Here is a 17052-nt window from a genome sequence, read left to right on the forward strand (position 1 = left end):
CATCACCGGACGCAACCTGGCCGAGGCGGTCTACCGGGCGGCGTCCATCGAGCGCGTGTGCCGGCTGGCCTACGACGTGATGCTGACCGGCCGGAAGCCCTCGCCGATGAATCGAGGCGACATGGTGGGCATGCAGGCATCGCTGATCGAACGCGCCGCGAATCGCTGACGCCAGCGGAGGTGTTCACCCGCAACTTCTGGTTCTGCGCGGTGGAGGACCAGTCGTCGTTCCTCCAGCACGAGCGGATCGGCGCGGGCAACATCATGCTCGAAGCCGATTATCCGCACTGCGATTCGACCTGGCCGCACACCCAAAAGACCGTCCACGAGCAGATCAGCGGTCTGCCGGATGACATCATCCGCAAGGTGACGTGGGAGAACGCGTCGCGGCTCTATCAGCATCCCGGGCCTACGGCGGTCCAGGAGAATCCGGACGCCTACTGAGGCCGAGAGCGGCCGCCGACTGCACCGCGTCGGTGACGCTCGCGACCAACGGACTGTCGAGCTTCCAGCACTGCCAGTACAGCGGCACGTCGAGGTACAGCTCGGAGATCCTGGCCAGATCCTTGGTCGAATCCGCCAGCTGTTCGGGAAACATCCCCCAACCGAGGCCGCAGCGAACCGCCGCACCGAACCCCTCCGCCGTCGGCACGAAGTGGGTCGGCGGGGTCAGCTGACGGCGAAACAGCTTGCGCAGAAACATATCCTGCAGAGCGTCGTCACGGTTCCAGGCAATGGACGGAGCCTGCGCGGCCGCCCGGGCGGTGAATCCGTCCGGCAGGTACCGCTGCACGAAGGCCGTGGCCGCCGCCGGGATGTAGCGCATGACGCCCAATGACTGGACGCGGCATCCCGGCACCGCGGCGCGCTCCGTGGTCACCGCACCCATCACGGTGCCCTCGCGCAGCAGACGCGCGGAGTGATCCTGATCCTCGATCCGGACGTCGAACAGCACGGAGTCCAGCCGCTCGAACACCGATGCGAACCACGTCGCCATCGAATCGGCGTTGACAGCCAACGCGATTCGGGCCGAGGTGGCGTCGCCGCCGCCGAGTTCGGCGAGCGCCTCGGCCTCCAGCAGGGCCGATTGTGCCGCGAGCCGCAGCAGGGGCACACCCGCCGCCGTCACCGTGCAGGGCCGCTCGCGTCGCACCAGCACCTGACCCACGCGTTGCTCGAGCGCCTTGACCCGCTGGCTCACCGCAGACGGTGTGACGTGCAGCGTCGCGGCCGCCGCGTCGAACGATCCCGTCTCGACGACGGCCGCCAGGGCCGCCAACTGCTGACTGTCCAGCGCCACATTAGGAAGCCTAATCCTGCACCCAATACATTAGCGGGGCTACGCCCAGTCAGTGCGAGTCCACACTCACTATCCGGTCGATCACCGCTAGCAGCCCGGCCTCGTCGTCATCACTCTCGGTGCGATCGTCGAGCGCGCTGTGCAGGGCGGTGTAGTACAAGCCGTCACCGATCAGTTTGACTGCACGTGCGACGTCAAGGTCACCGAGCGCCTCGTGCAGGACACGCAACCACGTGCCCGATACGTCTTCGAGAACTTCCCGTGCTCGGGTGTCGCCACCTTGGCGCAATCTGGCGACCGCCACCAGCGCGCGATCCAACGGGGTGCCCGCATAACGCGACGTTCTGATGTAGTAGCGGGCGGGCCCGTCGGGCGCGGTGCGCATCTGGTCGACATCTTCGACGGCCAGGGCCAGCACTCGGTCGTATAGCGCCTCGGCCAATCGGTCCTTCGACGGGAAGTGATACAGCACCCCCCCTTTCGACACACCCGCCTTGGCTGCGACAGCCTCCACCGTGGTGTAGCGCTCGCCCTCCGCGGCCAGCACATCCTCGTACGCGTCGAGAATTCGCTGCCGCGAAGAAGTCATTTGCCCAGCCTACGACAGGAGAGCAATACTGTACCGTCTGGACGGTACAGTCCAGTCGTACCGTCAGATCAAGGCGCGCGTGCGCTCCTGTCAGGACGGATGACGGAAGGATTTGCTTGATGGCGGGCTATCGCGACCTGGTCCGAGTACCGGGCGTGTTGAATGTGACCGCCTCACAACTGTTCGCCCGCCTGCCCTTGGGCATGCTCAACCTCGCGATATTGCTGCACGTGCAGTCCAGTTCCGGCTCCTACGCTGTTGCTGGCGCGGTGGTGGCCTGCGTCAGCGTGGGGGAAGCCGTCGCCATGCCGATCACCGCTCGTCTGGCCGGGCGGTTTGGCATGACACCGATTCTGCTGGTGGCAGCCGTGGCCAATGGGGCCAGCATGTTGGCGCTTGCATTCGCCGATCCAGCGCCGATAGTCCTCATGGGAATGGGCGTGCTCATCGGAGCCTCGGTGCCGCCGCTGATACCGGTGTGCCGCGCGCTCTATCCGCTGATGGTGCCTCGCGACGGTGTGCGGGTGCTATTCGCACTCGACACCACAGCTCAGGAACTGATCTGGGTCGTCGGCCCCGTTGCGGCGACGATTCTCGCCTCCGCGGTGTCCACTGCCGCCCCGTTGGTCCTGTCCGCCGGCGTCACGATAGTCGGGACGGGCTGGTTCCTGTGGAGCGCAAGGAGTTTCAAACCGCGAGTCGGACGCAGCACGTCGGCATTCGGCAGGGTCCTGGCTAGCCGGGCAGTTCTACTCGCCATGGTCGCCAGCTTGGCGCTAGTCGCATCGTTCATGGCCCTCGAGGTCGGCATTGTCGCTACGTTTGGCGGCAGCGGTGTCATGGCCGGTGCCGCGATCGCCGTGGCGAGCGTCGGATCTCTGATCGGTGGGCTCACTTTCGGGCATCGGCGGATCGGCGTGGTCGGCGTGGTGGCGGCTCTCGCACTGGTTGGTGTCGGCGTGGCGTTGTTCGGAGTCGTCGAACATCTTGCGCTCCAATTCATCGCGCTGTTCGTCTCCGGATTGGGTTTCGCCCCGGCGATGTCGGTCCTGTACATCATGGTGTCGCACGAGATTGCCGAACACGCGGCGTCCGAGGCTTTCGGATGGCTCACCAGTGCGGCCCTCGCCGGTGGCGCCATCGGCACGGCCATCGCGGGGGTGGCGACAGACGTCTACGGCCCAGACGGTGCGATCGCCGTCGCTGTCGTGCTCGCGGTGTTCGCCGCAGTCAGCCCACTTATCGCTCGCGTCGCGGGGCCCTTGCACGGACTGTCGAACGACACCGTGAAGGAAGCAAAGACAGTGGGCGACATGTGCGTTTCGAACACCAATCCCGCTGACAAGTAGCCCCTATCTCTTTTCGGGCTTCACATAGAGGACTATCGCCTCGCCGACCATACCCACCGAACTCCACGCTCGCGTCGAGCGACAGCCGTATCGACTCAGCGGAGCAGCCCGGGCATTCAAGGCGCACGCGCTGGCCGCGGTATCGATCTACCCGCCGAGTTCGCCCGCGATGCCGCGCTCGAGGCTCGCACGTGTGGTCTCCGGCAGCACGAGGAGACCGTCGAGTTCGACGTCGGCGAGGGTCAGCGACTGCGCGCGTTCCTGCACTGTCGCCGACGGGTCCGCCGCCACCCGAAGCAGGCTCTGCGCGCGGGCGATGCGCTGCTGCGCCTCCCGGGTGAAGTCGCTGCGCCGAAGCCGGATGGCCTCGGCCTCGGCCGCGTTGAAGGTCGTCACGTAGTCCTGCACCGCCGCCAGGTAATCACCGGCCGACTCCCGGTCGTCGAGCAGATCCTCCGCTCGGGCCGGGCGCAGCAGGTCGGCCCGCAGCTTGGCCTTGTGGAAGGCCATGACCTGGGGCGCGCTCAGATCGGTCATCAGCGGGAAGTCGAGAAGCTTCGCCGCGTCCAGTTCATAGTCCAGCCAGCGCGACTCCGTGCGGTCATGCTGCTCGACCGTGCGGGTGATGGTGCGCCACTGGGTGGCCTGATCGGCGGAGCGCCGCGCGACGGGGACACCGTCGGCCGCCTGCCCGGCGGGCTCTTCGGCACCTCCGACGCGGCGAAACGTGCGCCACCCGGCGTACAGCACCCCGGCCAAGGGCACCAGGATGAGCAACAGCTCGGCCAGTCGGAACAACAACCCCACCACACAAGCATGCCACTGCGGCCGAACGGGGCTCCGAACTCAAAGACAGGAAAGGATCGTTCGCCGAACTTAGGGTCGAGGCATGAACCGCCTGGATCGCTTCTTCGAGATCTCTGCGCGCCAGTCGACGGTCGCCGCAGAACTCCGTGGTGGTGTGGTCACGTTCATCGCGATGGCTTACATCATCGTGTTGAACCCGATCATCCTGTCCAGCGCCCCGGACGTCGCCGGGAACAGCCTGGAGTTCACACAGGTCTCGGCGGTCACGTCGCTGGCGGCAGGCGTGATGACGATCCTGTTCGGTGTTATCGCGCGGCTTCCGTTCGCGTTCGCCGCCGGGCTCGGCATCAACTCGTTCCTCGCCACGACGGTGGTCGGCTCACTCACCTGGCCCGAGGCGATGGGCCTCGTCGTCATCAACGGCCTCATTATCGTGATCCTCGCAGCCACTGGGCTACGCAGACTCGTATTCGACGCAGTGCCAATGCAACTCAAGCTCGCTATCACCGCGGGTATCGGGCTGTTCCTCCTGTTCATCGGGTTGGTCGACGCGGGCTTCATCAGCTCCACCGGCCGGCCGTCACCACCGGTCGGCCTCGGCGCCGGCGGAGTCGGCTCGATCAGCACGGTGCCGACACTGGTCTTCGTCTTCACGCTGCTGGCGACCGGCATCCTCGTCGTGCGCAAGGTGCGCGGAGGCATCCTCATTGGACTGGTCGCAGGCACCGTCATCGCGGTCGTGATCGAGGCGATCTGGCACCTCGGGTCCGCGGCCGAGCGTCCCGGCGGCTGGAGCCTGTCGGTGCCCACGCTGTCCGGGTCGCCCTTCGCGGTACCCGACTTGTCACTGGTTGGCGAGTTCAGCTTCGCCAGCTTCGGCCGGATCGGCATCCTCGCCGCGGTCATGCTGGTGTTCACGCTGGTGTTCGCGAACTTCTTCGACGCGATGGGCGTATTCACCGGCGTGTCCCGCGAGGCCGGGCTCTCCGACGAACAGGGAAACTTCCCACGGCTGCGCGCGTCATTGATCGTGGAGGGCGCGGGCGCGGTGGTCGGCGGCGCGACATCGTCGTCGTCGAACACCGTGTTCATCGAATCCGGCGCGGGCATCGAGGAGGGCGCCCGCACTGGTCTCGCCAACCTGGTGACGGGAGCGCTATTCCTCGCCGCCATGTTCATCTCACCGCTCGCGTCGATCGTGCCGACCGAGGTCGCCGCGGCCGCACTCGTGATCGTCGGCTCAATGATGGTGGCTCATCTGCGTCACGTCGACATCTCCGAGTTCTCCGTGGCGCTGCCTGTGGTGCTGACCGTCGCGGTGATGCCGTTCAGCTACTCGATCGCCAACGGTATCGGCGTTGGCTTCATCGCGTGGGTCGTAATGCGTTCCGCGGCAGGCAAGGTGCGCGAGATCAGTCCGCTGCTGTGGATCGTCACGGTGGGCTTCGTCGTGTATTTCGCACGCGGCGGCATCGAGTCCCTGATCGGAATGTGACGCCGGTACACCCGCGAGTTGGCCTCAGTGGCCGTGCCACGGCTCTCGTCCCGGCGGTTGCGGTGGTGGCGGCAACAGCGCGACACGAGGTATGAGCGGCAGGGTCGTCGGAGCGTGGGTAGTCAAGTCCACGTGACGGTTTCCGTGCCTGACCGTCATCGTGCCCTCGGGGCCATCCCGCAGGGTATAGGTCACCTCATCGTGGTCGACATCGATGAGCAGTCGAAAGTTGCGCCAGCGGAGCCTGAACCGTAGCCGCGCGATACCCTCCGGCAACGCCGGATTCAGCATCAGCTCACCCTCGTCGTCGCGCATCCCACCGAAGCCAGCCACCAGTGCGGTCCACGCTCCGGCGAGCGACGCCATGTGCAGTCCGTCACCGGTGTTGTGGTGCAGATCCCGCAAATCGATCAACGCGGCCTCGTAGGCGTAGTCGTGCGCCAGTTCCAGGTGCCCGACCTCGGCGCACAACACCGCCTGCGTGCACGCCGACAATGAGGAATCGCGGGTGGTGCGTCGCTCGTAGTAGTCGACGTTGCGCGCCTTCTGCTCCTGCGAGAACGCGTGGCCCTGCCAGTGCATCGCCAACACCAGATCCGCCTGCTTGATCACCTGAGCCGGGTACAGCCGCACATACGCCTCGTGGAGCAGCAGCGGATACACGGTGTTGTCCTTGAAGTTCCATTCCCGCCGTGTCGTGAACCCCTTGCACTGCTCGTGTACGCCCAGTTCCACGTCGTACGGGATGTGCACTGCCGCAGCGGCATCCCACCACGTCGCCATCTCCTCGGTCGTGACACCGAGTTCACTCGCCTCGTTCGGATGGCGCTCGCAGGCCTCTGCCGCGATGCGCAGGTTGTGCGCGGCCATCAGGTTGGTGAACACGTTGTCACGCACCACCGCGGTGTACTCGTCCGGGCCGGTCACCCCGTCCAGATGCCACACCCCGTGGCGGTCGTGGTGCCCGAGCGATATCCACAGCCGGGCCGTCTCGATCAGGACGGAGAGGCCGCACTCCCTCTCGAGGGTCTCGTCTCCCGTCACCACGCGGTAGCGCTCGAAGGCCATCGCGATATCGGCGTTGACGTGCCACGCCGCGGTCCCCGCCGGCCAGTAGGCCGAACACTCCTCCCCCGCGATGGTCCGCCACGGGAAGGCGGCACCAACCAGGTCGAGTTCTGCGGCACGCGCGCGGGCCAGATCGAGGGTGGACGCCCGCCACCGCAGCGCGTCGGCGGCGGCGTCAGGTGCCGTATAGGTCAGCAGCGGCAGCACGAATCCCTCAGTGTCCCAGAAGGCGTGGCCGTCGTAGCCGGTGCCGGTCAGCCCCTTGCCCGGGATCGCGCGACGCTCAGCCCGCGCGCTGGCCTGGAGTACGTGGAAGAGCCCGAACCGCACCGCCTGCTGACAGTCGGGGTCCCCCTCGACCTCGACGTCAGCGCTGTCCCAGAAGTCGTCGAGATAGGCACGCTGCGCATCCAGCAGTCCCTGCCACCCCGTGTAGCGCGCTCCCGCGATGGCCCCCGCGACCTGATCGCGCAGCGCAGGACGCGAGCGCAGGCTCGACCACCCGTAGGCGAGGTACTTCACGATCCGCAGCTTCTGACCCGGCCGCAGCCCGCAGATGACGGTCGTGCGCGCCCAGTCCTCGCCGACGTCGGTGTCGACCTCCACGCGCCCGGGCACCTCCACGAGGTGGTCCGCAGCAGCCGCCATCGTGAGGCCGCTGGACCGCGTCCGATGTATCAACATCGCACCGCGGTCGGCGATTTCGTGCGCCACCGCCTCCAGCGGTGCCTTGAGCACCGCCGCGACCCGCGGATCACCTGACGGGATGGGCTGATCCTCGTTGGCGACGAGTTCGGACTGCACCGTCACCCGGGTGAACTGGTCGATAGCCTCGACCACATACTCGATGGCGGCGACGCTGCGTTGCGTGAGAGACACCAGCCGAGTGGAGGTCACCAGCACCTCCTTGCCTGCCGGTGACCGCCAGCGGGAGCGTCTGCCCAGCGTGCCGGCCCGCATGTCGAGCACCCGCTCGTGTTCGATCAACTCGCCGTACCGCACGTCGAACGGTTCGTCGTCGACCAGCAGCCGCACGATCTTCCCGTTGGTGACGTCGATAAGCGATTGGCCGTCCTCGGGGTAGCCGAAACCCGCCTCGGCGTAGGGCAGTGGGCGGGTCTCGTAGAACGAGTTGAGATAGGTGCCGGGCAGACCGTGCGGCTCCCCCTCGTCGAGGTTGCCCCGCAGCCCGATGTGGCCGTTCGACAGTGCGAAAACCGATTCGGATTGTGCGAGCAGGTCGAGATTCAGGGTCGTCTCGCGAATGTGCCAGGGCTCGACGGGATATGCGTCGTGGCTGTTCACGTGGTCCCGATCAGTTCGGCGAGATCGGATACCACGACGTCGGCGCCGTTGCGCCGCAGCGCTTCTGCGTGACCGACCCGGTCGACGCCGACGACCACACCGAAGTGGCCCGCCCGCCCGGCCTGCACACCGGCGATCGCGTCCTCGAAGACCGCCGCCTCTTTCGGCGGCACGTCGAGCAGCTGCGCCGCCCGCAGGAACGAGTCGGGTGCAGGCTTACCCGCGATGTTCTCGTCGCGCATCGTCAGCGCGTCGACACGTTGCGAGACGAGGCTCTCCAGTCCGGTGATCCGCAGCACCTCACGGGTGTTGGCGCTCGACGAGACCACCGCCACCGACAGCCCGGCGTCGTGCACCGCCTGCAGATACTTCCTGGATCCCTCGAACACATCGACGCCCTCACCGCGCAGCACCTCTTGAAACAGCGCGTTCTTGCGATTGCCCAGGCCGTACACCGTGTCCGCACCGGGGTCGTCGGATGGCGCACCGTCTGGCAGGGTGATGTCGCGGCTCGCGAGGAACGCCCGCACCCCGTCCTCACGCTTCTTGCCATCGACGTAGTCGCGGTAGTCGCGGTCAGCGTCGAACGGGCGCGCGGGCTCGCCTCGGCTCTTCGCACGTGCGGCCAGGTAGTCGTCGAACATGGCCTTCCACGCCTTGCGGTGCACGCTCGCGGTATCGGTGAGCACACCATCCAGGTCGAAGAGGCAGGCACGGATGTCCTCGGGTAGTCCCAACGCTGTCCTTCTCACTCCCTGGTACCCACTCACTTCCCAATCGCAGCAGCTTCACCGAACCCCCGTACCCATTTCGGGCGATTTTCAGGTGAGCGCCAGCCAGATGCGTGCGCGGCAGCGGCGCCAGGGAGCGAAGACTCCCAGTACGTAGAGCGCGGTTACATCTGCTGTTGGGCCGCCCCGAGCAGCATCGTCGCGAGTCGTTCGGCGGCTGGGCTGGTGTTCTGGGGCCTGGGTCGGGCCAGATGGATCTGCCAGATGATGGGTGCCGTCACCGCGATGCCGACCAGATCGTCGAATCGCACCAGTTCGCTGCCCGGCATGAAGGCGGTCCCCAGGTTGTTGCGGATGAGTCCCGCAGCGACGGTGTAGTCGGCGGGCACCTCGTACTGTGTGCGCGCCGTGACGCCTTCGGCGGCGAACGCGTCGTCGATCAGTCGCCTGATGCCGAAACCCGCTGGAAAGCCCACGAAATCCTCATCCGCGAGTTCAGTCAGCCGCAGCCGCTTACGCGTGGCCAGGGGGTGGTCGGTACGGCAGGCGAACACCATCGACTCCTCCGCCAGCAGGTGCATCTCGATGGCCGGTGGAAAACGGTCCGCCCCGGACACCAGCGCCAGATCCAACGAGCCGTCGGCGACCGATGTCATGTACGCCGAGGAACCGGCCTGGCTCAGGCGCAGCCGGAGCCGCACGAACGGATGCGCCTCATGGAAGTCCCCGAGCACCCGTGCGACGTCCAGGCCGCCGAATGTGACCAGTGAGCCGAACTCGACCGTTCCGGTCAGATGCCCGCGGTAGTCGCTCAGCGAGTCCTTCGCCATACGGGCCGAGCGAAGGAGTTCACGGGCGTGGCCACACAGCGCCTCACCGGCGGGCGTCAGCCGGATCTGTTGTCTCGATCGGTCGAAAAGCTGCACAGCCAGTTCATCTTCGAGCTTCTTGATCGACGTTGACAACGCCGACTGCACGACGTGCACCCTTTGCGCGGCGCGGGTGAAACTCAATTCGTCGGCGACCGCTATGAAGTACTCGAGCTGGCGCAGTTCCATCCTCACGAAGTTATCAGTCGGACAGATGCAGTTCTGCCTGTTCAATCGCTCGCTGCGATGACCGTCACGCACGAGTGGCCTCATGGCTTCATGAACGCGCGACGCGGCCGAGGGATTCTCCACCCCTGCGACTAGGTCATCGCTGAAATCGATGGGTTTCATCAAAAACGATCGTTGGACTCGATGATCGGTCGTTGATGTGATGGATGAGTCCACCCGCCACAACCCCCGAAGGGGCCACCATGACGCTCAGTCATCTCACCCAATCCGACTCTCGCCCAACATCTTCAATGCCGGACCACAGCGATCGCTTCATCGCCGACGCACTGCCACTGCGCCCACAGTTGGCGCGGGCGGCGCGCGGATACACCAAGAATGCCCAGGACGCCGAGGACCTCGTGCAGGAGACCTACGCCAAGGCCTGGGCTGCCTACGCCTCGTTCGACGCGGGCACCAACCTGCGAGCGTGGATGTTTCGGATCATGGTGAACACGTGGATCAGCACGCACCGCAGGGCGGAGCGCCGCCCCCAGGAATCCCTCACCGACTCGTTCACCGATTCCCAGCTCGCCGCCGAGAACCGCTGGTCCCCCGCCCTGTCGTCGGCTGAGTCCCAGGCACTGACGCGGCTGCCGAACGACGATATCGCGCGGGCGATGCGGAAGCTGCCTCAAAACCTGCAGACGGTCGTCTACTACGCCGATATCAGCCAGCTGTCCTACAAGGAGATCGCCGCAGCCGAGGGCATTCCGGTGGGAACGGTCATGTCTCGAGTCCACCGGGCACGCCGCCGTTTGCGTCTCGAACTGTGCGAGATCGCGCGGGAACGCGGCTATGAGGGATGCGGTCCACATGATGTCGCGGCGTAGCGCGTCGACGGCCGCCGCGGCAGCCATGCTCGCGCTGACAATGCTGGTGGCCGCCGGTCAGTAGCCGGCCACCTCGATGACCGCATCGGCGAACTGGCGCGGCGCCTCCTGCGGCACGTCGTGCCCGATACCGTCCAGCACTCGGTGGGAGTACTTCCCGGTGAACTGCTTGCGGTAACCGCTGCCGTCCTTGGCCGGACCGTCGAAGTCACTGGACACCGTGATCGTTGGCACGGTGATGACGGGCTTGGCCGCCAACCGGCGTTCCAGCTCGTCGTAGCGGGCCTCGCCAGGGGCCAGGCTCTGCCGCCAGCGGTAGTTGTGGATCACGATGTCGACGTGGTCGGGGTTGGCGAACGCCGCGGCGCTGCGGTCGTAGGTGGCGTCGTCGAACGCCCACAACGGTGACGCCTCGGTCCAGATCAGCCTGTTGAAGTCACGGGTGTTCTGCGCGTAGCCTCTCGCGCCGCGATCGGTCACGAAGTAGTACTGGTACCACCAGCCGTGCTCCGCCTGCGGAGTGAGAGGTTCGAGATTCGCGACCAGGTTCACGATGAGATAGCCGCTCACCGACACCAACGCCGTGCAGCGCTGCGGCCACAGCGCCGCGACCGCACACGCCGACCGGGCGCCCCAGTCGAAACCGCCGATGACGGCGTCGGGGATGTCGAGCGCGTCCATCAACGCGACGACGTCGCTGGCGAGCGCCGCCTGCTGGCCATTGCGGACGGTGCTCGCCGAGAGAAAGGACGTCCTGCCGAAGCCCCGAAGGTACGGGACGATCACACGAAATCCGCGCTGCGCCAACAACGGTGCGACGTCGACGTAGCTGTGGATATCGTAGGGCCAGCCATGTAACAGGATGACCGGCCGACCGTCGGCAGGGCCGTCCTCGGCATAGCCGATGTCCAGGTCGCCGGCCTTGATGTGCTTGATGCTCGGGAAACCGGTGTACCCCATGGACTGCACCGGTGCGGGTTCCTGCTTGGGCGTGCACGCGCCGACCGTGGCACCTGCCGCTGCCAGCCCGACGACTCGAGCGAGGTCTCTTCTGTTCATCATGAGACACAGAACGTACGACGGCACATATCGATTCACCGTGCCAACCGAGTGAATACGTCATGATCCGAATGCGTTTGGACGCAGGAGCGCGTACGACCGCCGGTCGACGGCGCCACAACGAAGGGAACCGCCATGGACATGAGGCTCGAGGTCGTCGTGATACCCGTCTCCGACGTCGACCGCGCGAAGGAGTTCTACGAGGCACTGGGGTGGCGTCTGGACGCCGACTTCAGCACCGCTCCGGACTTCCGGGTCATCCAGGTCACCCCGCCCGGCTCGCCCGCCTCGGTCATCTTCGGCACCGGCGTCAGCGCCGCCGCGCCGGGTTCGGTGGAGGGCCTTCACCTGGTGGTGACCGACATCGAGGCGGCCCGAACGGATCTCGCTTCCCGTGGCGTCGCCGTGAGCGAGGTCTTCCATGACGCGGGTGGGGTGTTCCACCATGCCGGAACCGCGGCGCGTGTCCCCGGCCCCGATGCGCAGCGCACCAGTTATGGATCCTTCGCCTCGTTCAGCGATCCTGACGGCAACGGATGGATCCTCCAGGAAGTGACCACGCGGCTTCCCGGTCGGTGACCGTCCTAGACTCATCGATCATGGGAGCGATACCGGTCATCGCGTTAACCGGGTACCTCGGCGCGGGCAAGACGAGCCTGCTCAACCACGTCCTGCGGGCACCGGGGGCACGGATCGGGGTCGTCATCAACGACTTCGGCGAACTCAACGTGGACGCCGCGCTGGTGACCGGGCAGGTCGATGAGGCCGCGTCGATCACGGGCGGATGCATCTGCTGCCTACCCGACGACGGCGGACTGGACGAGGCACTGGCCAAGCTCGCCGACCCCAAGCTGGACCTCGACGCCATCATCGTCGAGGCCAGCGGGTTGGCCGATCCCATCGCCATCTCCCGGATCATCCGCTTCAGTGGGGTCGAGCGCATCCGGCACGGAGGTGTCGTCGAAGTCATCGACGCCGCCACACACTTCGACACCGTCGACCGCGGCACCAATCCACCCGCCCGGTACGGCGCGGCGTCACTGGTCGTGGTCAACAAACTCGACCAGATCCCCGAGGCCGACCGCTCCGCCTCACTCGAGCGCATCGAACTCCGTGTGCGGGAACGCAATCCGGATGTCCACGTGGTCGGGGCCATCGGGGCGAAGATCGACCCCACCCTGCTCTATGACGTGGCCGACGCAGCGGAGGGCTCCGGCCAGCTGTCATTCCGGGAACTGCTGATCGACACCCCACACCCCGACCACGGCGATCACCACCACAACGCGCACGTTCATGCCGCAGCCGTCACCGCGACCAGCGACGGCTGCGTGGACCCCGGCGCACTGCTCGACCTGCTCGAAGCGCCGCCCACCGGGGTGTACCGGCTCAAGGGCACCGTCGCCGTCAATTACCGCGCCCGGGCGCGCACCTACGTCGTCAACGTGGTCGGCACGTCGGTGCACATCGCACCCGCGCCACCCGCGGCACGTGCCAACAGTCTCGTCGCGATCGGCACGGACTTCGACGTCGACGCCGTTCGCGCCCTGGTCGATGCCGCATTGCTGCCGCACGACGGTTCCGCGCCGACTGCCGGCATCCGACGACTTCAGCGACACCGGCGGCTCAGCGTGTGACGTCAAGGCTGCAGGTAGCCTTCGGTGTCATGGTGGCGACCCGATGAGTGCTGGACTGTTCGGACTGCTCGACGACGTCGCGGCGCTGGCGCGGCTCGCGGCGGCCTCGGTCGACGATATCGGTGCGGCCGCGGGGCGGGCCACGGCCAAGGCCGCGGGCGTCGTGATCGATGACACCGCCGTCACGCCGCAGTACGTGCACGGCATCACCGCCGACCGCGAGCTTCCGATGATCAAGCGCATCGCGATCGGATCGCTGCGCAACAAGCTGCTGTTCATCCTGCCCGCGGCGTTGCTGCTCAGCCAGTTCGTGCCATGGCTGCTGACTCCCATCCTCATGCTCGGCGCGACCTACCTCTGTTACGAGGGTGCCGAGAAGGTGTGGGGCCGGATCCGCGGGCACGACAGCCACGCCGTACCCACCGCCGCCGTCGGCGAGGACGCCGAGAAGCAGATGACGGCCGGCGCCATCCGCACCGACTTCATTCTGTCGGCCGAGATCATGGTGATCGCGCTCAACGAGGTGGCCGACCAGTCGTTCTGGCCGCGTCTCATCATCCTGATCGTCGTCGCCCTGGTCATCACGGTCGCCGTCTACGGTGTGGTCGCCGTGATCGTGAAGATGGACGACGTCGGCCTGAGCCTGGCGCAACGCTCGTCGACGTTCGCGCAGAAGACGGGCCGGGGCCTGGTCGCCGGAATGCCCAAGGTGCTGGCGGCACTGTCAACCATCGGCACCGTCGCGATGCTGTGGGTCGGCGGCCACATCCTGTTGACCGGAACGAACACTCTCGGCTGGCGCGGGCCGTACGCCCTGGTCCACCACGGCGAGGAGTACGTCCACCACGCCACCGACCAATACGGTGTCGGCGGTGTGCTGGCCTGGCTGGTCAACACCGGCGCGTCCGCGGTGATCGGTCTTGTGGTCGGAGCGATCGTCGTGGCCATCGTGAGTGTCCTGCCGTTCGGCAAGAAGGCCGCGCACTAAGGGTTTTCGGCTAGGCCGGCAGCAGGCACAGCTGAACCATCGCCAACGAGCGTGGGCTGCGCAGGCTGATGCCGGTGGCCTCCTCGAACCTGCGGATCCGGTTCATGACCGTGTTGCGGTGACAGTAGAGCGCGGACGCCGTGTCGGCGACTGAACCACTGTCGGCGAACACCTGGATCGTCTCGATAATCAACTCGCAGTCGTGCAGGTCGTGGAGTGGACCGAGAACGTACCCGCGCAGGTCCTCGATCACCTCCGAGAGCTGAGTTATCGACAGCTGGGCCCAGGAGCGACGCAGTGTGGTCGCCTTGGTGTCCAGATCGACAAGCATTCGGACAGTCGCCGCAGCACGATGCACCTCCGACAGCGGGACCGATCGCGGTGCGACGGCTCCTTCGAGGCCGGGTAGCAGGTCCGCCACCACTGACTCATCGTCGGTCCAGCGGCCGTCCGCGGCCACCAGGATGAGCGTCACACCGCGGTTGACGTAGTCCAGCGCCGCGTGGTGTCGACTGAGCAGACGCCGTGTGACGCTGCGTCCAGCGTCCTCACCGGCAACTCCGATCACCCAGTACGTGGCCGCCTCATCTAGGCCCAGGATCTGGGTGGCACGACGAACGCTGGTCGGTGTCGGCTCTCCGGAGAACACGTCGGACAGGCTTTGCTGCTGTTCCAGCGTGCTGGTCCTTGCCATCGCCAGCCGCTGGTCCACATAGCCCCGCTGCACTCTGATCGCGAAGTCGTCGACAGCCTTCCAGAGCACGTCGACATGCAGCGTCAGCACCGTCATGTCATCGTCACCGGCGAGCCTCAGCAGGGCCGACCACGCTACGAGGAAGTCCGTGCGCACCGCCGCGGTGAGGTTCTCCAACGCGATGCCCTGGCTGGCGCGCAAGGCTCCGACCGCGGCGGGAAACTCCGCCAGTTCCGGGGTCATCGGACGGTCCAGGAGCGTCGCCAGAAGATAGCGGAACGCCAGTCGCGCCGCCTCGAGCAAATCATCTTCCGCGGGCACGCTGTCGTAGAACCGGGCACCCCGGTCGATCTGCACCAGGTACTCGGCGGCGAGGTCGTCGTCCAGGTCGTCGAGCTTCTGCAGCAGCCACCGCCAGCGAAGCCGGGTGTCGTCGCGGCGACCGGACAGATTGCGCATCACCCGGCAGGCTACTGCACTCCTGAACGGTGTGTAGGGCGTGCGACCGGGACCAGACCTGGGCGACACCTGATCACCGATGCCCAATTCGGGCCACGAATCTCGGGCGCATACCGCCCCCCGGTGTGCTCATGCACAATTTGCACGGGTCAACCAGTTGCACCGTGGCTATGGGTTCGATCACCTTGCCGCCCATACGATCAGTTGCCATGACCACGACGTACATCCGCGGCGGCACCGTCGTCTCACCCACAGGTTGTCAGGCGCTCGACGTACTCATCGACGGTGAGCGCATCGCCGCCCTGGTCGATCCGGAGCTGGCTCCCTTCGGCGATCCCCAGCAGACGTTCGACCGCGTTCTGGACGCCTCGGGCAAGTACGTCATCCCCGGCGGCGTCGACGCCCACACCCACATGGAGATGCCCTTCGGCGGCACCGTCGCCTCCGACACCTTCGAGACCGGCACCCGCGCGGCCGCACACGGCGGCACCACCACGATCATCGACTTCGCGATCCAGCGACAAGGCGAGCGGGTCCAGGACACGTTGGCTGCCTGGCATTCGAAGGCCGCGGGCAACTGTGCGATCGACTACGGCTTTCATCAAATCCTGGGCGGCGTGGACTCCGACGCGCTCAAAGCGATGGATGAACTGGTCGATGAGGGCGTGACGAGCTTCAAGCTCTTCATGGCTTACCCGGGGGTGTACTACTCCGACGACGGACAGATCCTGCGGGCCATGCAGCAGTGCGCCAGCAACGGCGCTTTGACGATGATGCATGCAGAGAACGGCATCGCCATCGATCAGCTGGTGGCTCAGCACATCGACCGTGGTGAGACCTCGCCGTACTTCCACGGTGTGTCACGGCCGTGGGAACTGGAAGAGGAGGCCACCCACCGCGCCATCATGCTGGCGCGGGTCACCGGTGCCCCGCTGTACGTGGTGCACGTTTCGGCCAAGCAAGCGATGGAACAGATCGCCACGGCCCGCGGTACCGGAGCCAACGTCTTCGCCGAGACCTGCCCGCAATATCTGTACCTGTCGCTCGAGGAGCAGCTGGGCGCCGCCGGGTTCGAAGGCGCCAAGTGGGTGTGTTCCACACCGTTGCGCTCCCGCGAGGAGCACCATCAGGACGAGCTGTGGCGCTACATCCGCACCGGGGACGTGGCGACGGTGTCCACCGACCACTGCCCGTTCTGCTTCAAGGGGCAGAAGGACATGGGGCTCGACGACTTCTCCAAGATCCCCAACGGGATGGCCGGCGTCGAACACCGCATCGACCTGATGTATCAGGGCGTCGTGAACGGCAACATCAGCCTGCAGCGGTGGGTCGACGTCTGCGCAACCACCCCTGCGCGCATGTTCGGGCTCTATCCCCGCAAGGGCATCATCTCCCCGGGGGCCGATGCCGACGTCGTGATCTACGACCCGAAAGCGCACACCTCGATCGGCTTCGAGAAGACCCACCACTCGAATGTCGATCACTCCACGTGGGAGGGCTTCGAGATCGACGGCGGCGTGCAGACCGTGCTGTCGCGCGGCAAGGTCATAGTCGATCGTGGTCAATACCTCGGCCGAAAAGGCCACGGCGCCTACCTCAAACGCGGACTCTCGCAATATCTGATCTGAGCCCCGATCGACCACATCT

The 17052-nt window shown here is 66.3% G+C and carries 15 protein-coding genes and 2 pseudogenes; 9 read left to right on the top strand and 8 right to left on the bottom strand.

The features are described from left to right. Positions 1 to 169, top strand: a pseudogene (locus tag ABIA65_RS00005) (class II aldolase/adducin family protein); the annotation flags it as partial. Then, positions 160 to 444 (top strand): annotated as a pseudogene (locus ABIA65_RS00010) (amidohydrolase family protein); the annotation flags it as partial. The pseudogenes ABIA65_RS00005 and ABIA65_RS00010, both read left to right, overlap by 10 nt. On the opposite strand, the gene ABIA65_RS00015 reads toward ABIA65_RS00010, so the two are convergent. Both ABIA65_RS00015 and ABIA65_RS00020 read right to left on the bottom strand, forming a co-directional pair. Next, positions 410 to 1300, bottom strand: a complete 891-nt coding sequence (locus tag ABIA65_RS00015) for a LysR family transcriptional regulator ArgP (RefSeq protein WP_354522202.1) — start codon at positions 1298 to 1300, stop codon at positions 410 to 412. The pseudogene ABIA65_RS00010 and the gene ABIA65_RS00015 overlap by 35 nt on opposite strands. A gap of 49 nt (positions 1301 to 1349) precedes the next feature. Continuing rightward, positions 1350 to 1889, bottom strand: coding sequence for a TetR/AcrR family transcriptional regulator (locus ABIA65_RS00020; RefSeq protein ID WP_354522203.1), 540 nt, complete (start codon positions 1887 to 1889; stop codon positions 1350 to 1352). 119 nt (positions 1890 to 2008) lie between these two features. Here ABIA65_RS00020 and ABIA65_RS00025 point away from each other — a divergent pair, with 119 nt between their 5' ends. Continuing rightward, the gene (locus tag ABIA65_RS00025; RefSeq protein WP_354522204.1) at positions 2009 to 3238 is read left to right on the top strand and encodes an MFS transporter; all 1230 of its coding nucleotides are present in this window, start codon (positions 2009 to 2011) and stop codon (positions 3236 to 3238) included. A gap of 147 nt (positions 3239 to 3385) precedes the next feature. Here the strand turns inward: ABIA65_RS00025 and ABIA65_RS00030 are convergent, their stop codons facing one another. Continuing rightward, positions 3386 to 4045, bottom strand: coding sequence for a hypothetical protein (locus ABIA65_RS00030; protein ID WP_241401497.1), 660 nt, complete (start codon positions 4043 to 4045; stop codon positions 3386 to 3388). Positions 4046 to 4127: 82 nt separating this feature from the next. Here ABIA65_RS00030 and ABIA65_RS00035 point away from each other — a divergent pair, with 82 nt between their 5' ends. Then, positions 4128 to 5540: an NCS2 family permease gene (locus ABIA65_RS00035; protein ID WP_241401498.1), complete on the top strand. Its 1413-nt coding sequence runs from the start codon at positions 4128 to 4130 to the stop codon at positions 5538 to 5540. 24 nt (positions 5541 to 5564) lie between these two features. Here ABIA65_RS00035 and ABIA65_RS00040 read toward each other — a convergent pair whose 3' ends face one another. From ABIA65_RS00040 to ABIA65_RS00050, 3 genes are all read right to left on the bottom strand, one after another. Then, positions 5565 to 7913, bottom strand: a complete 2349-nt coding sequence (locus ABIA65_RS00040; protein WP_241401499.1) for a glycoside hydrolase family 65 protein — start codon at positions 7911 to 7913, stop codon at positions 5565 to 5567. Beyond that, positions 7910 to 8665, bottom strand: coding sequence for a beta-phosphoglucomutase family hydrolase (locus ABIA65_RS00045; RefSeq protein WP_354522205.1), 756 nt, complete (start codon positions 8663 to 8665; stop codon positions 7910 to 7912). Before ABIA65_RS00045 ends, ABIA65_RS00040 begins: the two co-directional genes overlap by 4 nt. A 143-nt stretch (positions 8666 to 8808) precedes the next feature. Beyond that, positions 8809 to 9702: a LysR family transcriptional regulator gene (locus ABIA65_RS00050; protein WP_241401501.1), complete on the bottom strand. Its 894-nt coding sequence runs from the start codon at positions 9700 to 9702 to the stop codon at positions 8809 to 8811. A gap of 290 nt (positions 9703 to 9992) precedes the next feature. Between ABIA65_RS00050 and ABIA65_RS00055 the strand changes: the two genes are divergently transcribed. Next, positions 9993 to 10571 (top strand): sigma-70 family RNA polymerase sigma factor, encoded by a 579-nt coding sequence (locus tag ABIA65_RS00055; RefSeq protein WP_241401502.1) that lies wholly within the window; start codon positions 9993 to 9995, stop codon positions 10569 to 10571. Between the two features lie 57 nt (positions 10572 to 10628). On the opposite strand, the gene ABIA65_RS00060 is transcribed toward ABIA65_RS00055, so the two are convergent. Beyond that, a complete protein-coding gene (locus ABIA65_RS00060; RefSeq protein ID WP_354522206.1) occupies positions 10629 to 11633 on the bottom strand; it encodes an alpha/beta fold hydrolase in 1005 nt (334 codons plus the stop codon). A 132-nt stretch (positions 11634 to 11765) separates the two neighbouring features. Between ABIA65_RS00060 and ABIA65_RS00065 the strand changes: the two genes are divergently transcribed. Genes ABIA65_RS00065 through ABIA65_RS00075 form a run of 3 tightly spaced genes read left to right on the top strand, consistent with a single transcriptional unit; the run spans position 11766 to position 14252 of the window. Next, positions 11766 to 12209, top strand: coding sequence for a VOC family protein (locus ABIA65_RS00065; protein WP_241401504.1), 444 nt, complete (start codon positions 11766 to 11768; stop codon positions 12207 to 12209). A 20-nt stretch (positions 12210 to 12229) separates the two neighbouring features. Continuing rightward, positions 12230 to 13264: a CobW family GTP-binding protein gene (locus ABIA65_RS00070; RefSeq protein ID WP_354522207.1), complete on the top strand. Its 1035-nt coding sequence runs from the start codon at positions 12230 to 12232 to the stop codon at positions 13262 to 13264. Positions 13265 to 13307: 43 nt separating this feature from the next. Next, on the top strand, positions 13308 to 14252 hold the full coding sequence (locus tag ABIA65_RS00075; protein WP_241401506.1) for a DUF808 domain-containing protein: 945 nt from the start codon (positions 13308 to 13310) through the stop codon (positions 14250 to 14252). A gap of 10 nt (positions 14253 to 14262) precedes the next feature. Here ABIA65_RS00075 and ABIA65_RS00080 read toward each other — a convergent pair whose 3' ends face one another. Beyond that, positions 14263 to 15405, bottom strand: a complete 1143-nt coding sequence (locus tag ABIA65_RS00080; protein WP_354522208.1) for a helix-turn-helix domain-containing protein — start codon at positions 15403 to 15405, stop codon at positions 14263 to 14265. Positions 15406 to 15614: 209 nt separating this feature from the next. On the opposite strand from ABIA65_RS00080, the gene hydA reads away from it, so the two are divergent. Beyond that, positions 15615 to 17033, top strand: coding sequence for a dihydropyrimidinase (hydA, locus tag ABIA65_RS00085; RefSeq protein ID WP_354522209.1), 1419 nt, complete (start codon positions 15615 to 15617; stop codon positions 17031 to 17033). The last annotated feature ends 19 nt before the right edge of the window (positions 17034 to 17052 follow it).

It is taken from the genome of Mycolicibacterium sp. 624, assembly GCF_040548615.1.
Lineage (GTDB): Bacteria > Actinomycetota > Actinomycetes > Mycobacteriales > Mycobacteriaceae > Mycobacterium.

Coding starts and splice junctions, on each gene's coding strand:
- ABIA65_RS00020 (WP_354522203.1), bottom strand. CDS start 1,889: ATGACTTCTTCGCGGCAGCGAATTCTCGACGCGTACGAGGATGTGCTG.
- ABIA65_RS00025 (WP_354522204.1), top strand. CDS start 2,009: ATGGCGGGCTATCGCGACCTGGTCCGAGTACCGGGCGTGTTGAATGTG.
- ABIA65_RS00035 (WP_241401498.1), top strand. CDS start 4,128: ATGAACCGCCTGGATCGCTTCTTCGAGATCTCTGCGCGCCAGTCGACG.
- ABIA65_RS00050 (WP_241401501.1), bottom strand. CDS start 9,702: ATGGAACTGCGCCAGCTCGAGTACTTCATAGCGGTCGCCGACGAATTG.
- ABIA65_RS00055 (WP_241401502.1), top strand. CDS start 9,993: ATGCCGGACCACAGCGATCGCTTCATCGCCGACGCACTGCCACTGCGC.
- ABIA65_RS00060 (WP_354522206.1), bottom strand. CDS start 11,633: ATGATGAACAGAAGAGACCTCGCTCGAGTCGTCGGGCTGGCAGCGGCA.
- ABIA65_RS00065 (WP_241401504.1), top strand. CDS start 11,766: ATGGACATGAGGCTCGAGGTCGTCGTGATACCCGTCTCCGACGTCGAC.
- ABIA65_RS00070 (WP_354522207.1), top strand. CDS start 12,230: ATGGGAGCGATACCGGTCATCGCGTTAACCGGGTACCTCGGCGCGGGC.
- ABIA65_RS00075 (WP_241401506.1), top strand. CDS start 13,308: ATGAGTGCTGGACTGTTCGGACTGCTCGACGACGTCGCGGCGCTGGCG.
- ABIA65_RS00080 (WP_354522208.1), bottom strand. CDS start 15,405: ATGCGCAATCTGTCCGGTCGCCGCGACGACACCCGGCTTCGCTGGCGG.
- hydA (WP_354522209.1), top strand. CDS start 15,615: ATGACCACGACGTACATCCGCGGCGGCACCGTCGTCTCACCCACAGGT.